At 71.1% G+C, this 19430-nt stretch carries 15 protein-coding genes; 5 read left to right on the forward strand and 10 right to left on the reverse strand.

Annotation, left to right across the window (positions count from 1 at the left end; translation table 11 throughout):
• Window positions 1-10 precede the first annotated feature (10 nt).
• Together OG729_RS15820 and OG729_RS15825 are read left to right on the forward strand one after the other, a co-directional pair.
• Window positions 11-1300 carry a PspC domain-containing protein gene (locus tag OG729_RS15820; protein ID WP_405806662.1) on the forward strand — a complete coding sequence of 430 codons (1290 nt, stop codon included), beginning with the start codon at window positions 11-13 and terminating at the stop codon, window positions 1298-1300.
• Window positions 1287-1562 carry a hypothetical protein gene (locus OG729_RS15825; protein ID WP_360871857.1) on the forward strand — a complete coding sequence of 92 codons (276 nt, stop codon included), beginning with the start codon at window positions 1287-1289 and terminating at the stop codon, window positions 1560-1562. The genes OG729_RS15820 and OG729_RS15825 overlap by 14 nt, the downstream gene beginning before the upstream one ends.
• Here OG729_RS15825 and OG729_RS15830 read toward each other — a convergent pair.
• The 3 genes from OG729_RS15830 to OG729_RS15840 form a co-directional block, all read right to left on the reverse strand.
• Window positions 1469-1990, reverse strand: coding sequence for a DoxX family protein (locus OG729_RS15830; protein ID WP_360871860.1), 522 nt, complete (start codon window positions 1988-1990; stop codon window positions 1469-1471). The two genes, OG729_RS15825 and OG729_RS15830, sit on opposite strands and share 94 nt — an antisense overlap.
• A gap of 154 nt (window positions 1991-2144) precedes the next feature.
• Window positions 2145-3386, reverse strand: coding sequence for a hypothetical protein (locus OG729_RS15835; RefSeq protein WP_405806664.1), 1242 nt, complete (start codon window positions 3384-3386; stop codon window positions 2145-2147).
• Window positions 3387-3525: 139 nt separating this feature from the next.
• Entirely contained in the window at window positions 3526-4314 is a 789-nt protein-coding gene (locus tag OG729_RS15840) for a class II aldolase/adducin family protein (protein WP_360871935.1), read from the reverse strand.
• A gap of 84 nt (window positions 4315-4398) precedes the next feature.
• On the opposite strand from OG729_RS15840, the gene OG729_RS15845 reads away from it, so the two are divergent.
• Entirely contained in the window at window positions 4399-4839 is a 441-nt protein-coding gene (locus OG729_RS15845) for a cupin domain-containing protein (RefSeq protein WP_405806666.1), read from the forward strand.
• On the opposite strand, the gene OG729_RS15850 is transcribed toward OG729_RS15845, so the two are convergent.
• Window positions 4836-5420 (reverse strand): Uma2 family endonuclease, encoded by a 585-nt coding sequence (locus tag OG729_RS15850; RefSeq protein ID WP_405806667.1) that lies wholly within the window; start codon window positions 5418-5420, stop codon window positions 4836-4838. The genes OG729_RS15845 and OG729_RS15850 overlap by 4 nt on opposite strands.
• 113 nt (window positions 5421-5533) lie before the next feature.
• Complete coding sequence (gene guaA / locus OG729_RS15855; protein ID WP_405806669.1) at window positions 5534-7132, reverse strand: glutamine-hydrolyzing GMP synthase; 1599 nt, start codon at window positions 7130-7132, stop codon at window positions 5534-5536.
• Between the two features lie 310 nt (window positions 7133-7442).
• Here guaA and OG729_RS15860 point away from each other — a divergent pair, with 310 nt between their 5' ends.
• Both OG729_RS15860 and OG729_RS15865 read left to right on the forward strand, forming a co-directional pair.
• Window positions 7443-7739: a chorismate mutase gene (locus OG729_RS15860; RefSeq protein WP_360871875.1), complete on the forward strand. Its 297-nt coding sequence runs from the start codon at window positions 7443-7445 to the stop codon at window positions 7737-7739.
• Window positions 7740-8510: 771 nt separating this feature from the next.
• A complete protein-coding gene (locus tag OG729_RS15865) occupies window positions 8511-9479 on the forward strand; it encodes an LPXTG cell wall anchor domain-containing protein (protein WP_405806670.1) in 969 nt (322 codons plus the stop codon).
• A gap of 86 nt (window positions 9480-9565) precedes the next feature.
• On the opposite strand, the gene OG729_RS15870 is transcribed toward OG729_RS15865, so the two are convergent.
• The 5 genes from OG729_RS15870 to OG729_RS15890 all read right to left on the reverse strand — a co-directional run bounded on the left by OG729_RS15870 (window position 9566) and on the right by OG729_RS15890 (window position 19391).
• On the reverse strand, window positions 9566-11374 hold the full coding sequence (locus OG729_RS15870) for a GMC oxidoreductase (RefSeq protein WP_405806672.1): 1809 nt from the start codon (window positions 11372-11374) through the stop codon (window positions 9566-9568).
• A gap of 28 nt (window positions 11375-11402) precedes the next feature.
• Window positions 11403-13019 (reverse strand): succinic semialdehyde dehydrogenase, encoded by a 1617-nt coding sequence (locus tag OG729_RS15875; RefSeq protein WP_405806674.1) that lies wholly within the window; start codon window positions 13017-13019, stop codon window positions 11403-11405.
• Window positions 13020-13213: 194 nt separating this feature from the next.
• Window positions 13214-14791, reverse strand: coding sequence for a serine/threonine-protein kinase (locus OG729_RS15880; RefSeq protein WP_405806675.1), 1578 nt, complete (start codon window positions 14789-14791; stop codon window positions 13214-13216).
• 15 nt (window positions 14792-14806) lie between these two features.
• Window positions 14807-16441, reverse strand: a complete 1635-nt coding sequence (locus tag OG729_RS15885; protein WP_405806677.1) for a serine/threonine-protein kinase — start codon at window positions 16439-16441, stop codon at window positions 14807-14809.
• A gap of 112 nt (window positions 16442-16553) precedes the next feature.
• Entirely contained in the window at window positions 16554-19391 is a 2838-nt protein-coding gene (locus OG729_RS15890; protein ID WP_405806678.1) for a protein kinase, read from the reverse strand.
• Window positions 19392-19430: the final 39 nt, after the last annotated feature.

The following is a 19430-nucleotide window of genomic DNA, read 5'->3' on the forward strand; positions in this document are numbered from 1 at the left end:
CCATGGACGTATGACTCAGCCGACCACTCCGCCTCAGGTGCAGCCGGACGCGCCGCCCGAGGTGTACCTGCGCCGCGCCCCGAACCAGAAGGTGGTGGCGGGTGTCTGCGGCGGTCTCGGCCGGTACTGCGACATCGACCCGGTGATCTTCCGGATCGTGATCGGCGTGCTCTCCGTGACCGGTGGCATCGGCCTGATCTTCTACGGCTTCGCCTGGCTGCTGATCCCGTATGAGGGTGAGGACGAGAACGAGGCGCGCAGGCTGCTCTCGGGCCGCGTGGAGGGCGCGTCGCTGACCGCCGTGTTTCTCGCCCTGATCGGCTGCGGAGTGTTTCTCACGATGCTGAGCAACGGCGGGATGCTCGCCTTCGCCGCCATGCTCTCGATCGCGGTCGTCGGCGCGGCCGTGTGGTCGCAGCGGCGCCGGATCGCCGCGCCCGACGGCGCGGCGATGGATCCGGCGACGGCGCACGCGGTGGCCGAGGCGCCGCCCGAGACGAAGGCTCCGCCCACGCCCGGCAGCCCCTCGTGGTGGCGGGACCCGATCGTGAAGGACGGCACGACGGGCCCGGTGCCGACCGGCTATCTGTGGGGACCGGAGGAGGCGACGGCCGAGGCCGCTGCGCCGCCCCGGCGGCGTACGCCGGCTGCGCCCCCGCAGACGCGCGGCCCGCGCGGAATCGGCGGCATGGTCTTTCTCAACGCGCTGGTGGCGGGCGGCCTGGGTACCGGGCTCAGCTGGGACGGCCATCCGCTGGGCACAAGTCTGCAGATCGGTCTGGTCTGCGCACTGGCGGTGTTCGGCCTGGGCCTGCTGGTCAGCTCGCTGCTCGGCCGTACCGGCTTCGGCACGATCCTGATGACGGCGGTCACGGCGGTGCTGCTGGCGGGCGCCGCGGCCCTGCCCAAGGACATCAGCACCCACTGGGTGCGTACGGACTGGAAGCCTGCCTCCGTCACCGCCGTCCAGAAGCGCTACGAACTCGGCTCCGGCGTCGCCACGCTGGACCTGTCCTCCCTCGCCGTGCCCAAGGGGCAGACGGTGTCGACGAGGGCCGAGGTCGGGGCCGGCCGGCTGAAGGTGGTGGTGCCGAAGGACGCACCGGTGAAGCTGCGGGCCGAGGCGGGCTTCGGCGACATCCGCCTCCCCGACGACGCGGCGAACGACATCGACGTCGCCCCCGGACAGGAGCGGCAGCTGACACTGCCCGCGCCCGCCGGCGCGAAGCCGTCGGGCACTGTGGAGCTCCGTCTCGAAGTCGGCATCGGACAGGTGGAGGTGACCCGTGCCGCGTCGTGAATTCCGGCATGGCTTCAGGCCGGGCAAGCTGGTCGCGGGCGTGGCGGTGCTGGCCGCGGCGCTGCTGTACGCGGGCGACGCGGCCGGCTCCTGGCAGACACCCTGGTTCGTGGTCTTCCCGGTCGTCTTCGGCGGTCTGTTCCTGGCCGGGGCGGTGACCTGGGTGCACTACGGCATTCGGCGCCGTCGGTCGGCCAGCAGGGCGTCGAGCGAGAACACCGAGGCACCGGCGAGCACCAACGGCAGCCAGGCCATCAGATAGGCGAGGTCATTGCCGTAGTAGTACGGCTCGGTCTGCCAGCTCACCGTCAGCCACAGGCTCAGCGAAATGAGCGCGCCGCCGAGCGCGGCGAGCCGGGCCAGCAGCCCGACGAGGGTGCCGATGCCCACGGCGAGCTCACCGAAGGCGATCGCGTAGCCGAAGCCCTCGGGGCTCTTGAGCGCAAGGTCGACAAGGGCGGGCACGGCGGAGGTGTCGCGCACGCTGCGCATCAGATCCCCGATGGAGCCGTTTCCGCTCGCGGCCAGGAACTGGCTGTCCGTGAGCTTGTCGATGCCCGCATAGATGAAGGTCACGCCGAGGAAGATGCGCAGCGGCAGCAGAGCGTAACGACCTGCCCGCTCCCTGAGGCCGCCGCGCCCGCCGTCGACCGTGCCGTACGTGGCCGTCGTCCGATATGTGTGTGTCATTACTGGTCCCGCCTTCGGGTAGACCCGTCAACTGACCATACGTACGACGAAGCCGCCCGGCTCACCAGGCATGCGGCTCACTCTGTGACAACCGCCCGGGCAGCGGTCAGTCCGGCACACGATCGGTCCGGCACACGATCAGCACGGCAGGCGGTCAGTCCGTCACCTCGATGCGGCAGCTGTTGCTCTCCAGGCCGGCCGCGGTCACCACCTGGATGTCCACCTGCCCCGGCTCGACCTCCGCCGGGACCGGCACGGTGAGCACCGCGTCCGACGGGTTGGCGAAGCCGCCGGGCACCGGGATCAGCGGGACATGGACATGCACCGTGCCGATCCGTACGACCAGACGGGCGAGCCGGTCGGGAGCGCCCGCGCCCGGCGGCACAAAGCCCGAGCCGCGGATCTCGATGTCGTCACCGGTGCGGATGGGGGCATCCAGATCACCCACCTCACGGGCCCGGACGACCGAGAGCACGACGGGTCTGCCGCCCTCCGCGTACTTCCCGGCGAAGTACGTCGCCGCCGAGACCGCGACCAGCAGCGCGAGCCCCCACGGCAGATCGGGCAGCTGCTCGGGCCGGCGGGCCAGGCGTACCAGCGCGAAGACCACCGCGACGGCGTTCACCAGCGCGTACTGGGCATCCGCGAAGCTGCCGCGGCCGCCGTCGTCGCAGAGCAGATCGCCGAGGCGGGGGCGGTCGGCGCGCACCTTCTGCAACCGCTGGCCGACGACGCGTACGGCCACCACGCGGCGTACGACGACGGCGATCGCGCACACGAGCGCGAGGACGCAGACCATGCCCGCGCCCCGGGCCAGGTCGAGCCCTTCGATCAGTGCGTCCCGGTCGGCGGAGGCGGAGGCCCAGGCGAGCTGAAGGGCGAGCACCAGCACCGCGAAGACGATCAGCAGGACCCAGGCGGCGGCGACGGCGCGTGAGGTGGACAGGCGGTTGTCCTCGCCGATCAGCGGGGCGAGCACCCCGCCGCGCTCCCGGTGCAGCCGGGCGGCCGCGGTCAGCAGAGCGCCGATGGCCACCGCGGCGATCAGCCCGGCCGTACGGCTTCCGGTCCAGCCCGCGCCGATCGCGGTCACGGCCTGTCCGAGCGCCAGCGCGGCGACACCCGCCCACACGGCGAACAGCGAGCGCCGCCACACCAGCTGGAGCCAGGCCTCACCCGCCTGGCGGCTGCGGTCGGCGACGGCGCGGGCCGACTGGGTCAGCTCGTCGGACACCCACTGGCGCGAGGCGCCGGGCGAGTGGGCGACGGCGGCGGGCAGCCCCTGCCCGGCGGCCAGCTCGTCCCGCTTGGCGAGGAAGGCGGCCACGGCCCGCCGATGCCCTTCCCGCCCGCCGTGCGTGCATTCGTCACACTGTCCTGCTTCTTGCACCGCCACGACCGACTGCCGCCTTCCCCGCCCCGTACCGAGTGAACTTCCCAGTAATTCATGGGAATTGTGCCGTACGAGAGGGGCGCACACTCCGGCGCAGGAGGCCACAGAGGGTGAACGTGCCGCCACTCGATTGACTGCCCGGCTATTGAAGCAGCTCGGGCTCCCCGCGGCTGATCTGCCGCCACAACGGCTGGTAGTTGATCCACGCGACCAGATCGCTGCCGAGCTGCTCGCGCGTGGCCACCGCGTCCCGCTGCTCGATCATCACCGGCTTGCCGGCGGCCCGCGCCGCGAGCTGCACCTGGGCGCAGCGCTCCATGGAGATGAACCACCAGGCCGCCGCGTCGACCGAGTCGCCGACCGTCAGCAGCCCGTGGTTGCGCAGGATGACGCCCTTGTATGTACCGAGGGCGTCCGCGATCCGCCGCCCCTCCGCCTCGTCGACCACGACCCCGGTGTACGCGTCGACCAGCGCGTGATCCTCGTAGAAGGCGCAGGCCTCCTGGGTGATCGGCTCGATCAGCTCACCGAGCGCGGCCAGCGCCCGCCCGTGCACCGAGTGGGTGTGTGCGACGGCGACGACCTCGGGCCGGGCGCGGTGCACCTGCGCGTGTACGGCGAACGCCGCCTGGTTGACGTGGTGGCGGCCCACGACGACCTGCCCGGCCTCGTTGACCAGGACCAGGTCACCGGCCGTGACATGCGCGAACGGCACGCCGAAGGGATTCACCCAGAAGCAGTCGGTGAACTCCGGGTCCCGCGCGGTGATATGGCCGGAAACCCCCTCCTCGTAACCGAACCGCCCGAAGAGCCGCAGCGCCCCGGCGAGCCGCTGCTTCCGGTACGCCCGCTCGTCCACCGGCAACTCGTGCACGGGCGGCATGGCGAATCGCAACTGCTCGACGGGAATGGGGGCGGGCGACACACTCATGGCCGAATCAGTCATGGCCGGGAAGCTACCTCCGGGTACCGCAAGTGACCAGAGACATCACGCACCTTGTACGAGAATGCGCTCATGACCGACACGACATCTGAGCTGGTCCAGCTCCTCGGCCTCGAACGGCACGTGGAGGGCGGCTGGTTCCGGGAGACCTGGAAGACCGCGGGCTCGACCACCCCGCCCGGCTACCCGGGCCCCCGCGCGTACGCCACCGGCATCTACTTCCTGCTGCATCCCGGCGAGAGGTCGCGCTGGCACCGCGTACGCTCCGACGAACTCTGGCTCTGGCACCGCGGCGGCCCGCTCCAGCTCCACCTCGGCGGCTCGGGCAACGAGCCGGGCGAAGCCACGACCCTGACGCTGGGTCCCTCGGTCGAGGCGGGCGAACGGCCGCAGCTCCTGGTCCCCGCGGGCGTCTGGCAGTCGGCGGACCCGGCGGGCACGGAGCCGGTCCTGGTGAGCTGCATCGTCGCGCCGGGATTCCACTACGACGACTTCGAACTGGAGAAGCGCTAGAGGTTGTTGATGTCCGCGAGGTCGATGTCGATGTCGAACGGGACGGAGAGCTTGAGCGTGTCCCGGTACGTTCCGGTCGGCGTGTACGCGCGCGTCTCCTTGTCGAGCTCGAAGACATGGACAACCGGATGGTCGTCCACCCCGGCCATCTCGACTCGCCAGAAGTACGGGATTCCGGCGGCGGCATACTTGTGCGGCTTGGTGTCGTGGTCCCTGGACTCGGAGTCCGGAGAGACAACCTCGACCGCGAGCAGCACGTCCCTGACCTGGAAGTGCGTCTGGCCCCGGTTCCGCACCGCTGCGGCGCGTACGACAGAGACGTCCGGCTCCGGACCGTTGCGCTTGTCGATCACCACAGTCATTTCCCGAGCGACCCTCAACTCGGGTGGCACAGTCCGACGCAGGCTGTTCACCAGCAGATCGATCACGATGCTGTGGAAATACCGCTGCGGACTCACGAAAACCAGGCTCCCGTCGATCAACTCCGTGTGCGGCGGGAGGTCGGGCAGCGTCAGCAGGTCGTCCACGGTGTAACCGTCCTGCGGCGGCACCGGCCAGGGGTGCGCGATCTCAGCGGTCATGGTTCCTCCCATGGACGGGATTCTGGGCCGTACGCTCAGCGTACCCAGCCCATACGACAACGCCGCCACTCAAACGAATGAGCGACGGCGTCGGCGTTGACCTCGCAGAAAGGTCACTCCCACTCGATGGTGCCCGGCGGCTTGGAGGTCACGTCCAGCACCACGCGGTTGACGTCCGCCACCTCGTTGGTGATCCGCGTCGAGATCTTCGCCAGCACGTCGTACGGCATCCGCGTCCAGTCCGCCGTCATCGCGTCCTCGGACGAGACGGGCCGGAGCACGATCGGGTGCCCGTACGTACGCCCGTCGCCCTGCACGCCCACCGACCGCACATCGGCGAGCAGCACCACCGGGCACTGCCAGATGTCACGGTCCAGACCGGCCGCCGTCAGCTCCTCGCGGGCGATGGCGTCCGCCTCGCGCAGCAGGTCGAGCCGGTCCCTGGTGACCTCGCCGACGATACGGATGCCGAGGCCCGGGCCCGGGAAGGGCTGGCGCTGGACGATCTCCTCCGGCAGGCCGAGCTCCTGGCCGACCATCCGGACCTCGTCCTTGAACAGCTTGCGCAGCGGCTCGACGAGCTCGAACTCGAGGTCCTCGGGCAGGCCGCCGACGTTGTGGTGGGACTTGATGTTCGCGGTACCGCTGCCGCCGCCGGACTCGACCACGTCCGGGTAGAGCGTGCCCTGCACCAGGAAGGCGACGTCCTCACCGTGCGCGGCCTCGGCGATGATCTCGGCCTGCGCCTGCTCGAAGACCCGGATGAACTCGCGTCCGATGATCTTGCGCTTCTCCTCGGGGTCGGAGACCCCGGCCAGCGCGTTCAGGAACCGCTCCTGCGCGTCGACGACCTTCAGCTGCACGCCGGTCGCCGCGACGAAGTCCTTCTCGACCTGCTCGGTCTCGCCCTTGCGCATCAGGCCGTGGTCGACGTACACACAGGTCAGCTGCGAGCCGATGGCCTTCTGCACCAGCGCGGCCGCGACGGCGGAGTCCACGCCGCCGGACAGCCCGCAGATCGCGCGCTTGCTGCCGACCTGCTCGCGGATCACCGCGACCTGTTCCTCGATGACATTGCCGGTGGTCCAGGTCGGCTCGATGCCGGCGCCCCGGTAGAGGAAGTGCTCCAGGACCTGCTGGCCGTAGGTGGAGTGCATCACCTCGGGGTGGTGCTGCACGCCGTACAACTTCTTCTCGTCGTTCTCGAAGGCCGCGACCGGCACGACGTCCGTGGACGCGGTGACGGTGAAGCCTTCGGGAGCCGCGGAGCAGGCGTCGCCGTGGGACATCCACACCGACTGCTCGGCCGGGGTGCCCTCGAAGAGCGTGGAGCCGGTCTTGGAGACATGCAGCGGCGTACGGCCGTACTCACGGGCGCCCGTGTTGTCGACGGTGCCGCCGAGCGTCGTCGCCATCAGCTGGAAGCCGTAGCACATGCCGAAGACCGGAACCCCGGCCTCGAAGAGCTCGCGGTCCAGGCGCGGGGCGCCTTCCGCATACACGGAGGAGGGGCCGCCGGAGAGGATGATCGCCTTCGGCTTCTTGGCCAGCATCTCGGCCACCGGCATCGTGGACGGGACGATCTCGCTGTAGACCCGGGCCTCACGGACACGGCGGGCGATGAGCTGGGCGTACTGCGCGCCGAAGTCGACAACGAGGACTACGTCCGGGTTGGAGTGGTCTGGCGCGGCAGCGGGGGACGCTGATGACACTGGCGGCCTTCCGGCGGTGGGAGGGGGTCGGTTTTGTCGATTCTACCGGCGTGGCGGAACCGCTTTTCGTCTCACCATCCGAACCCGGCTTTGGCCCGGGTCGGCGGGCGGTCCATACTGCTCCCATGCACAAGCAGCTGACCTTCGTCTTTACCTATGGCACCGGCCCGTCCGGCTGCCATGGTCGTGCTGCTTGAGCCACTGACAAGCAACTTCCCAGGCGCCCCGGGCCGACAAGGCCCGGGGCGTTCTGTCATCTCCGGGCACTGTCGCTCCGGGGCCGCCGCCCCGAACACAAGGAGCCCCAACCATGGCCGTCACGGAGAAGACCGTCACCGAGAAGACCGGCGCCCGCACCGAAGAGGCCGCGGATCTGATCACCGGCGCGCGCGAGCGGATCGACGCACTCGACGACCGGATCATCGGTCTCGTACAGGAACGGATGGCGGTCTCGGCCGTCATCCAGGAGGCGCGCATCTCCTCCGGCGGCCGCCGGGTCAATCTGTCGCGCGAGATGGAGGTTCTCGGCCATTTCCGCGACGCGCTCGGAAAGCCGGGGACGGCGCTCGCGATGACGCTGCTCGAGCTCTGCCGGGGCCGGGTCTGAGGCCGTATCTGAGTTCGGGCGCATCCTCACCCGTACGGCACGTGACCGCGCCCGGCGGGGCTTCGTTGGTACCGGTGACCGTGCCAGCCAGGCGCGGACCTCGAAGGAAACCACGCGTGGCTCCGCTGGAGCGTGTGACGTACTGCAGGTACGTCGTGGGACCTCGCCCCAGCGTGCGTGACCGGTCGGCAGGGGACAGCAGCCCGGTCACCCCAAGGGCGGTCGGCTCCGGGGACGCCCGGGGCCGACCGCATCCGGTCGAAACGGTTGCGCACTTCGCAGCCGGTCCAGCACGATGCCAAGACAGGCGCGTCCCTCTGCCCCACCACATTGCCAAAGGTCGATACCACCCGTGCGCCGCGAGTGCGCCGGGTCGGCGACCCTCCCAAAGCGGCGCTACCCCCGGCGCCGCACCTCGGCACCGGCGCCGCCCCGACGTCGGTGCTGACGGCCAAGGGCCCTGCGGATCATGCGTCCGCGGGGCCCTTGCTCTGGGACTCCCACCTGCACGGTCGGTGCGCGAGACCGAACGGCAGCCGACCTCCCGCTCGCGTCGCCTCGCCGCCGCCGGCTCAAGGCCGGGACGGCATGTGACGCGGGACACATAAGTTTTCTGTGAAAACGGGGGCAACCATTCCGGCCATTCACAGGTCACCTATGCGTACCAACGGCCCCACCCGTGCACCCCCACCTCGGACGGCCTCCAGATTCCGTACCGCGTCAAGTGGTACGCCGGACTTCACTGAGGTCTTAATGAAGCTTCGCCGCGCTATGGCCGTCGCTGCAGCGACCGCTGTCATAGCCCCCGTCGCGCTCCTGTCGGCTCCGGCCGCGTTCGCGACGGAAACCCCGACGGCCGAGACGTCGCCGTCGGCCGAGGCGCCGAGCGCGACGCCCTCCACCCCGGCCGCCGGTGAGTCGACCCCGGCCACCGCGGAGACCGCTCCGGCGACCACGTCGAGCTCGCCGGCCGCGCCGAGCTCCCCCGCGACGACGCCGAGCACCCCGGCCACCTCCCCGAGCGCGACGGCCGAAGAGCCGGACGAGGACGAGGAAGAGCCCGCGCTCTGCGAGGACGACACGATCGACGTTTCGATCAAGGGTCTTCCCGGCAAGATCGCCGCCGGCAGTGGTTGGCACAAGTTCACGCTGAACGTCTACAACTCGTCGGACGCCACGCTCACCGACCTGGTGTACTTCGCCGGCGCCTCAGCCGACAAGAACGGCGAGAAGCTCTTCAAGAGCAAGCAGGTCCAGCTGCAGGCCTACGACCCGGATTCCAAGACCTGGGAAGACCTGTCGGGCCCGCTCGGCGAGGCGGTTGGCTTCGTCGGCTACTCCGACTCGCTGGAGCCGGAGTTCGAGGTCGACCTCCCGCTGCGGATCAACGTCAAGTCCAGCGCCCCGGTCGGCGCGGGCTTCTCGCTCGGCGCGAGCATCTACACCGACGCCGAAGCCGAGTGCGAGGGCTTCGGGGACGTCTCCTACAAGTTCCAGATCGTGAAGGCCGGCACCGACACCGGCGGCACCAAGCCGCAGGAGGGTGGCAAGGCCCCGGTCCCGACCGAGAAGCCGAGCAGCGGCACGGACACCGGTGCCAAGGTCGAGGGCAACCTCGCGACCACCGGTTCCAGTTCCATGCTGCCGACCATCGGCATCGCCGGTGGCATCGCCATCGTCGCCGGTGCCGGTGTCGTCTTCGCGATGAAGCGCCGCCGCAGCGGTGACGCCACCGCGTAACACCAGGCCCGCAAAGCCAGAAGGCCGCTGCACTCGGAGGGGGGTGCAGCGGCCTTCTCACGTTCGCATGGCCAGAAGGCGCAGGCCTACTTCTTCGGCGGGACCGCCGGCATCCCCAGGAACGGCAGCTTCAGCGCACCGAAGGCCGATTCCGGGACGGCCGGGGACTTCGGTGCGATCGCCGAGAGCCGTTCGTACGCCGCTCCCTGCGCCGGGCGCGCGTCCTCCTCGCCCTTGTTGGGCCAGAACGACATCGCCCGTTCCGCCTGTGCCGTGATCGTCAGCGAAGGGTTCACGCCCAGGTTCGCCGAGACCGCCGCGCCGTCCACGACCGAGATGCCCGGGTGGCCGTACAGCCGGTGGTACGGGTCGAGGACGCCCGCGTCCGCGGAGGAACCGATCGGGCAGCCGCCCAGGAAGTGCGCGGTCAGCGGGGTGCCCATCAGTTCGCCGATGTTCGAGCCGGCGAAGCCGTTGATCTCCTCGGCGAGCAGGGAGGCCGCGCGGGTCGCCTCCTGGATCTGGTTCGGATTGGGCGCGCCGTGGCCCTGGCGGGCGGTGAGCAGGCCCTTGCCGATGCCCTTCGGCTTGCGGTACGTGGTCAGCGAGTTGTCCAGCGACTGCATGACAAGACCGATGATGGTCCGCTCCGACCAGCGGCGGTTCGAGAGCGAACGGACCGAAAGCAGCGGGTGGCGCGCGCAGTTGCCCAGCCAGGACAGGACACGCCGCGAACTGTAGGGGACCTGGAGAACCGTCATGCCGCCCATCGCGTTCGAGCCCTTGCCGTAGCGGACCGGCTCGATATGGGTGTTCTCGTCGGGGTGGATCGAGGACGTGATCGCGACTCCGCGCGTGAAGTCGACCTTCTCCGCGCCGTGCCGCTTGCGGTAGCGCCGGTTGTCGGTCTGCGCGCCCACCACCGCCTCGGAGTTCGTACGGGTCAGCTCGCCGAGCCGCGCCGAGATGCGCGGCAGCAGGCCGCCGTCCTTCATCCGGTGCAGGAGGGTCTGGGTGCCGTAGGTGCCCGCAGCGATGATGACGCGCTGAGCGGTGAACGTACGGCCCTTCCCCTTGCGCTTGTTGTCGCTCGGAAGGGTCTGCACGGCGAAGCCGCCCCGCGAGTCCTCCGTGACGGTGACGACCGACATCATCGGATGGATGACCGCGCCCGCCTTCTCCGCCAGATAGAGGTAGTTCTCGTTGAGGGTGTTCTTCGCGCCGTGGCGGCAGCCCGTCATGCACTCGCCGCACTCGGTACACGCCTTGCGGGACGGCCCGACGCCGCCGAAGTATGGGTCGGCGACCTCCGTCCCCGGCGCGGCCTTCGCCCTGCCGTCGGCGTCGTCGCCGTCCCCGAAGAAGACTCCGACCGGCGCCAGGTGGAACGTGTCGCCGATCCCCATGGCCTGTGCGGTCGCCTTGAGATGGACGTCCGAGGGCGTCATCGTCGGATTGAGCCGCACGCCGAGCATCCGCCGGGCCTGGTCGTAGTACGGCGTCAGCTCCTCCTGCCAGTCGGTGATGTCCTTCCACTGCGGGTCGTCGAAGAAGGGCTTCGGCGGTACGTAGAGGGTGTTGGCGTAGTTCAGCGAACCGCCGCCCACCCCCGCGCCCGCCAGCACCATCACATTGCCGAGCAGATGGATGCGCTGGATGCCGAAGAGGCCGAGGGCCGGGGCCCACAGGAAGTTGCGCAGATCCCAGGAGTTCTTGGGCAGCGTCTCGCGGGTGAAGCGGCGGCCCGCCTCCAGGACCCCGACCCGGTAGCCCTTCTCGGTCAGCCGCAGCGCGGAGACCGAGCCGCCGAAGCCCGAGCCGACGACGATGACGTCGTAGTCGTACTCGTCGTGGAGCGGGTCGTCCTGATTCTGGGCAGGGGATACCTCGGGCATGGCTCTCCTCGGTGCGTAAGGGGCTGTATCAGCGCAGGCGCAGGGCCTTCATCGCCTTCAGGGACCGGCTCATGAACGCCGCGTACTTCTCGTCGTCCATGCCCAGCGACGGGGCCAGCGGGAGCAGTCGCTGCTGGGCGATGGTCTGGGCCTCGGTGTACTTGAGAATGCCCTCCGAGCCGTGCCGCCGGCCGAGGCCGGAGTCCTTCATCCCGCCCATCGGGGACTGCACGCTGCCGTACGCCGGTGCATACCCCTCGTTGATGTTGACCGTGCCGGTGCGCAGCTTCGCGGCAACGGCGTGGCCGCGGCGGCCGTCGCGCGTCCAGACGCTCGAATTCAGGCCGTACGGAGTCGCGTTGGCCTGCTCGACGACCTCGTCCTCGTCCTTGAAGCGGTAGATGGAGACGACAGGACCGAAGGTCTCCTCGGTGCAGACGGCCATCGGGGCCTCGACGCCGTCGAGGATGGTGGGCTCGTAGAACAGCGGGCCGATGTCGGGGCGGGCGACGCCGCCCGCGACGAGTGTCGCGCCCTTGGCGACGGCCTCCTCGACATGGCGGCTGACGGTCTCCAGCTGACGCTCGCCGACGAGACAGCCCATGTCGGCCCCGTACGCAAGGGAGTTGCCGAGGCGCATCGCCTTCGTACGGGCGGCGAAGCGCTCGACGAACTCGTCCGCGATCGACTCGTGGACGTACAGCCGCTCGATGGAGATGCACAGCTGCCCGGCCGAGGAGAAGCAGGCGCGGACCGCTCCGGCCGCTGCCTTGTCTATGTCCGCGTCGTGCAGCACCAGCATGGCGTTCTTGCCACCGAGCTCGAGGGAGACGCCGATGAGGCGGGCCGCCGCGCCCTGGGCGACCTCGCGGCCGGTGCGCGTGGAGCCGGTGAAGGAGACGTAGTCCGCGTGCTTGACGACCTCGGGGCCGACGACGGGGCCCTCGCCCAGGACCACTTGGAAGACCTCGGCGGGCAGGCCCGCCTCGATCAGCAGATCGCGGGCCCACAGGGCGGTCAGCGCGGTCTCGGTGTCGGGCTTCATCACGACGGCGTTGCCGGACACGAAGGCGGGCAGCGCATCGCCGACGGAGAGCTCGAACGGGTAGTTCCATGGCGCGATCTGGCCGACGACACCACGCGGCTGGCGCAGTTCGGTGGTCCTGGTGAGCACGGGTACGACGCCGGTGTGCCGCTTGGGCCTGAGATACGCAGGGGCCTTGCGGCCGTAGTGTCGGGCGGCGACCGCGACGGCCAGGACCTCTTCGTGCGCGTGCAGCCGGGCCTTGCCCGTCTCCAGCTGGATCAGGTCGAGCACCTCGGCCTGGCGCTCAAGGACGAGGTCGTGGAAACGGAGCAGGACGGCGGCGCGGGCGCGGGCCGGGGTCGCGGCCCAGGCGGGCTGGGCGGCGCGGGCGCGCGCGAAGGCCTCCGCCACGTCCTCGGGTGTGGACTCGGGCAGGTCCGCCAGCTTCTCCCCGGTGAACGGGGTGTGGTTGGCGGTACGGCCGGAGCCGATCACACCGCGCGTGAGCTGGGCGACCACCTCGGGGGTGACCACGTCGGCGGCGGTGCGCGCACCGGCCGGGGCGGCGGCTGTCGGATTGGTGCCGAGGGCGGCGGCGGGGGCCTGCGAGTCCGTCATGGGGGCGAGAGTATGCGCCATCCGGAACTTTGGGTACCCGCCGGTAACGGCTTTTCACACGGCCCTCACCACCGTGCCAGCGATCGCTGGCAGATAAGCCCTGATCAGGGGCTCGTCTCCGCTTCTCCGAGGTTCAGACAGTTTTCGGAGCTTCAGACGGTCGCGCACACCGCGGAAGAGATCCTGCCCCCGCTTCACCTCTGAAGGGTGAAGGAATCCAGCATGGTGTCGAAGTGCCGCCGCGCCTCGTCGGCCTTGCCGACCGGGGCGGACACCCAGACGTCGTACATCTTCCCGCCCTCGTCCCAGCAGATGTCGAACGTGTGCCGGGGCCCCTCCGCCGTGGAGAAACCGTCCCAGGTGAACTCCCAGAGCGCGGCCGACAGTCCGTTGTGCGTGGTGGGGGTGACCTTGCCGGCGCGGTAGCCGGGGTTGGTGCTGGATCCCTCGGCGTCCGAGCGGCGCATCGTGCCGAGCGGCCCCTCGGCGGTGGCCGGCTGCACGCGTACACCGATCCTGATGCCCTTGTCCGGCGCCATGTAGTAGACCCGCTTGTCGTCCTCGGAACGGAGGAAGCCCTCGGGGATGGTAAGTACGAAACCGTCCGGGTCCGCGACCGTGAGATAGCCCTCGGGCGCCTTGGGCCTGGCGGCCGTTGGGGCGGTGACGGTCACGGTGGGGGTGGGCTTCGCGTCAGCAGCCGGTGACTGTGCCGTACGGATCGACGGCGTGCTGCTCACGGTCGGATGCCCCGATGCCGCCGTGTTCCCTCCGTCATCGCCGAGCAGAACCACAGCCGCCCCTCCCGCCCCGGCGAGGGCGGCCACCAGGGCGGCCGCGACCAGCAACGGCGTACGCCTGTTACGGGCGGGCGTGGGAGGGGGCGGTGGCGCGGTCACACTCGGCGCGTCCTGCCTCGTGGGGGTGTGCCGCACCGGCACCGCGCCCGTTGTGACGTAGGTACGCAGCAGTTCCTCCGCCTGCGTCGCGCTCAGTCGGCTCTCCGGAGCCCGCTCGAGGAGACCCAGCACGACCGGCAGCAGCGGCGCGGCCTGCGCGGGCGGACGGATCTCGTCCTCGACGACCGCGTGCAGAATGCCGCCCAACGAGTCCCGGCGGAACGGCGATTCACCGCTCACCGCCGCGCACAGCAGCACCCCCAGCGACCACAGATCCGACTCGGGCCCCGCCGTGACGCCCTGCATCCGCTCCGGCGCGGTGTACTCGGGCGATCCCACGAACGACCCCGAATCGGTGATCGTCGTGGACCCGGCGAGCTGCGCGATGCCGAAGTCGGTCAGCACGACCCGCCCAGTGGACTCCTCGATCAGTACGTTGGCGGGCTTCAGATCACGGTGCAGCACTCCGAGCTCGTGCGCGGCCCGCAGCGCGCCGAGCAGCGCAAGCCCGATACGCGCCGCCTCCGCCACATCGACGGGACCGCGGCGCGCGATCTGCTCGGCCAGCGAGCCGCCGTCGACCAGCTCCATGACGATGTACGGAAGCCCGTCGTCGACGACCACGTCATGGACGACGATCACATGCGGATGCTTGACCCGGGCGACGGCTCGGGCCTCGCGCAGCGGCGCAGCCGTCGAGGTGTACGGGGACGCGTTGCGCCCGCCCCGTGCATCCTCCGGATGGAGCTCCTTGACGGCCACGCGACGACCCAGCAACTCGTCGTCCGCGCGCCAGACGGTGCCCATGCCCCCGCGCCCCAGCCGGTCAAGGAGCCGGTAGCGGCCCGCGATCAGCCGCGTTTCCTCGGACACGCAACTCCCTCTCGATCAGCCTTCGTCCATCATGCCCGGAGGCCGCCAGCCACGGAGCATGGTGTCGAACTGCGCGCGGGTCGTCGCCCAGTCCTCGGCCGGACCCGACATGTAGAGGGCGTACTCCGTGCCGTCGTCCTCGTCGTACATCTGGTCAATGGCCCGCCGCGGACCGGGGAAGGTCTTCTTCTCGGTCCAGGTGAACTCCCAGAGCGCGGAGTTCGTCTGGTCGCGGTAGGTGTTGGGGCCCAGCTTCAGCCTCTTGTACTGGGGAAGCCGCTTCTCGAGGCTCTTCTCCATGTCCAGCATGTGCATGTACGGATTCTCGAAGTCCGGCGACGTGTTGCTGCTGATCCGGATGCGGTGGCGGCCGTTGTCGGGCGTGTAGTCGATCTGGTCGCCGTCCGTCTGGCGCGTCCAGCCGTCCGGTACCCAGAGGGTGAAGCCCGCCGGGTCCTCCACGCGACGCCAGCCGGCCGGCAGGCCCGAGGACTGCCCCGGCTGCTTCGGCTGCTTCGTCGACTGGCTGCCGGTGGACGCTGCGCCATCGTTGTCGCCGCGCGCGTACTTCATGGCCGCGAAGCCCGCGCCGACGCCGACGACCGCCGCGAGGACGACGACGAGCGCCGCCCTGCGCAGCCGGCCACTGCGCCGGGGCTTGGGGGCAGGGGCCGGGTCGGGACCGACGGCGGGTACCGGAGCGTGCGGCGTCGGCGTCGGCGTCGGCGTCGGCAGCTGAGTGGTCTGGGGCCGGGTGTGCGGCTCCGTGGTCCGCTGGGGCGGCACCGGCGCATTCCGCGGCGCTGCCCGGCGCTCTCCCATCGCTTCCGCCAGCATCTGCTCGGCCTCGGCCGCCGACGGGCGGGCAGCGGGGTCCTTGCGCAGCAGCGCCATGATGACGGGCGCCAGCGGGCCGGCGTTGTCGGGGTGGCGGGGCTCCTCGCCCACGACGGCCTGCATGCTGGACAGCGGCGACGAGCGCCGGAACGGCGACTCACCCTCCACCGCCGTGTACAGCGTCGCGCCCAGCGACCAGAGGTCGGAGGCGGGCCCGGGATCGCCGCCGCGCACCCGCTCGGGGGCCAAGTAGTCGATGGACCCGACGATTTCGCCGGTCCTGGTGATGGTCGCGTCGCCCTCTATCGCGGCGATCCCGAAGTCGGTGATGAGCGCCCGGCCGTCCCGGTTGAGCAGGACGTTCGCGGGCTTGACGTCCCGGTGGAGCACCCCTGCGGCGTGCGCGGCGCCCAGCGCGCGCAGCACATGCAGTCCGATACGGGCGGCTTCGGTGGCCGGTATGCGCCCGGACTCCTTGGCCGCATCGGCGAGCGAGGGCCCGTCGACGTACTGCATGACGATCCAGGGCCGGTCGTCGTGCTCGAGCACGTCATGGACGGTGACGACGCCGGGGTGGCTGATCCGGGCCGCGGCCCGGGCTTCCTTCTGGGTGCGGGCGTGCAGGACGATCCGGTCGGCCTCGGAGACATAACGCCCGGCGGTCAGCTCCTTGACCGCGACGATCCGGTGCAGCACCTCGTCGTGTGCGCGCCAGACCTTGCCCATGCCACCGCTGCCGATGGTCTCGCTCAGCCGGTACCGCCCGGCGAGCAGAAGACCTGCTCCGGTGCTCTGACTCTGAGAATGTTCCACGTCCCCCGCCCAGTTCCTTGGGATGACAGGTTACGGAGGGGATGTACGGGCGCGGAACCCCGGATGCCTCAAGTGACCTCGCCGTGATGCTAGCGCCTGGCGTGGTGGACGGTCAGCGGGTGGTGCGGTAGGCGGTGGTGGCTTCCCGGTAGACCTCCGTCACCTTGTCGCGCTGATCCTCCGGGCCGATCACCTGGATGACGTGGTAGTTGCCGCCGACGATCAGGACGAGATTGCGTACGAACACCTCGCGGCCGCTGCTGTCCCGCCAGGTGAACTGGCCCTCGGCCATGGCCTGCTGCCCGACATCGATGCGCCGCAGCCCGGACGCCCCGGCCCAGGAGGAGTTCCGCCACGGCTGCAGCTCGCGCTCCTTGTCGCGCTGGTACGTCAGCGGGTCGTTGCCGTTCGCTTTCACAGTGTCCCGACCGGGGACGACGATCAGTGTGAAATCTCCGTCGGTGTAACGGACTTGGCCTATGTCGTTGATGGGGCGGCGCTGCCACGTCTTGTCCACAGCCGTCTCGAAACCTTCCGGGTCCTTCCGCAATGTGTAGCCATGGGGGAGGTTTCCGGCAGGGGCAGAGGTCTGGGGCTGCTGGGCGCCGGAACTGGTGGCCGGGGTGGTCGGCTTGTTGTTGTCCTGGACGGTACGGGACGGGCTCGGACTGGAGGCCGGCGGACGCCCGCCGTTCTTGCCCTGGGACTCCTCGCGCTGCTGCGGCTGGGACTTCGGCATGAAGAGCACGGCATACGCCACGGCTGCGACCAGGAGCAGAAGTATCAGCAGCAGCAGGACGCGGCCCAGCGAGCGCGGCCCGCGCCGCTCGGGCCTGGCCTTCTTGTGGCGGTGGCGGCCGTGCACGACCTCGGCCGAGCCGCGGCGCTTGCGCACGAGCTCGCCCCGGCGGCGTACGACAGGCAGCCGGGAGCCGTCGACCGCACCCGAGGGGACAGGCACGACATCCATCCCGGCCTCGGGCTCGGGAGCGGACCGCACGAGCGAACGCAGCCAGCCGCGCAGCTCCTCGAAGTCCGGGCGCTCCGTGGGGTCCTGGCGCAGCAGCGACTCGACGACGGGGCGCAGCGGCCCGCACTCCTCGGCGAAGGCGGGCGGCTCGGCGCAGACGAGCTGGACCAGCTCGACGGCGCTCTCCTCAGGGTACGGGGCATGGCCCTGCACGGCCCGGAACAGCAGCGCGCCCAGCGCCCAGAGGTCGGTGGCGGGGCCGACGGGGGCGGCCAACTGCCAGTTCTCGTGGACGGGTCCGGCCTGCTCGGGGGCCCATCGCTCGGTGACGGCCCCGACGACGGCGATGCGCGCCTGCCGGGCCCGCTCGGCGGCGAGGGGCGTGGCGGGGCCGCGGTACGCGGGCGCGGTGCTGCCCGCGACGATCTCGTCCCACCGCCCGCTGGGCGCCTGGGCACCGGCCACGACGGGCTGCCGCTGGGAATCGGCCCGCAGGGCTTCCCGGGCGGTCCCACCGTGACCGCCGACGGGCGGCACACTGCCGGTCGCGGGACTGGTGCGCGCAGCGGGGAGGGCGGGGCGGGCGCCGTAGGGGTCGCTGCTGCTCGCCTGGGCGGCGCGCGCAGGACCGGGCAGGGCCGGGCGGGCGCCGTACGGGTGATTGTCAGCGGCGCGTGCGGGGCCGGGGAGCGCGGGGCGGGCGCCGTACGGATCGTTGTCCGCCCGGACGACGCGCGCAGGACCCGGGAGCGCGGGGCGGGCGCCGTACGGCAGTTCGGCGGCGGGCGGGCCGCCTGCGGAGCCGCTGCCGCCCGCGGGCGTGGCGCCGGTGCCGGGCGTGGCACCAGTGCCGGTCGGGCCCGTGCCGCTGCCGCTGCCCGCCGGGATGGGGCCCGGGCCGTCCTGGGACGGGAAGGGGCGGTCGTGCCATGTCCCGGCCAGCCTGGCGCGGCCGGGGCCGGGCCAGCCGCCGCCCTCGCCCTCGCCCTCGCCCTCGTCCTCGTCCTCGTCGATCTCGTCATCGATCTCGTCATCGATGTTGAGGTCCGGGCCCGGCTCGCCGGGGCGCCTTGCCCACCAGTCCGGGTCGGAGCCGGCCTGAACCGGACGGTCGCCCTCGCGCTGGTCCTCGCTGATCCGCGCCGCGGCCCGCGCGCCCGCGCGGTACGCCGCGATCGCGCCCGCCCGGGCGGCCCGGACGTCCGGCGCACTGGTCGCGGGGCCCGGCAGCGCGGCCCGGGCGTCGGGCGAAGCCTCGTACGGACCGTCGTCGTCCGGATCCGCGTACACCTCCGCCTCCACCGGCGAAGGCTCTTCAGCCGACGGCTCTTCCGGCAACGGCTCTTCGGACGGCCCCGGCACCCCCGCCGACTCGTCCGGAGGACCCGGCACCGGCGCGTAGCCGCACAGCGCCTCCTCCGCCGCACCCGACGCCAGTCCGGTCAGGACCACCCGCCCGTCGTCGCAGACGAGCACCGTACGGGTGGTGATGTTCCGGTGGGTCCAGCCGTGCCCATGCAGCACCCGCAGCGCGGTGAGGACGTCGGAGGCGACCTCGGCCGCCCGGTACGGGCTGAGCGGCCTCTCCGCAAGCAGCGCGGCAAGCGGCCGCGCGGCGACGCGTTCGCTCACTATCCAGAGCGAACCGCCCTCCGCGAAGACGTCGAAGACCTGGTCCAGACGCGGGTGGTCGGGAATCTGCGCGGCCGCCTGCGCCGCCTCGATGGCGCGCCGCACCGCCGGGTCCGTGGGCCGCCGCGTCGTACGCCCCTGGGTCCGGCGCGGCACCGCCGCACCCGCCAGGCCGTCCGCGTCGACGACCTCCGCCTCCAGCACCTCCGGCAACGGCACCTGCCGCACCAGGACTTCCTGCCCGCTGTATGTATCGAACGCCCGGGTCTCGACCAGTTCGAACTCGTCCGAGGGCGGCAGCGGCAGGCGGTAGCGGTCGGCGAGCACCCTTCCCGCATAGTCGTCCACGTCGCCTCCCCACAAGCGCGCTGTCCCCCGGACGGTCCC

This window comes from Streptomyces sp. NBC_00210, from assembly GCF_045160975.1.
Taxonomy (GTDB): Bacteria; Actinomycetota; Actinomycetes; order Streptomycetales; family Streptomycetaceae; genus Streptomyces.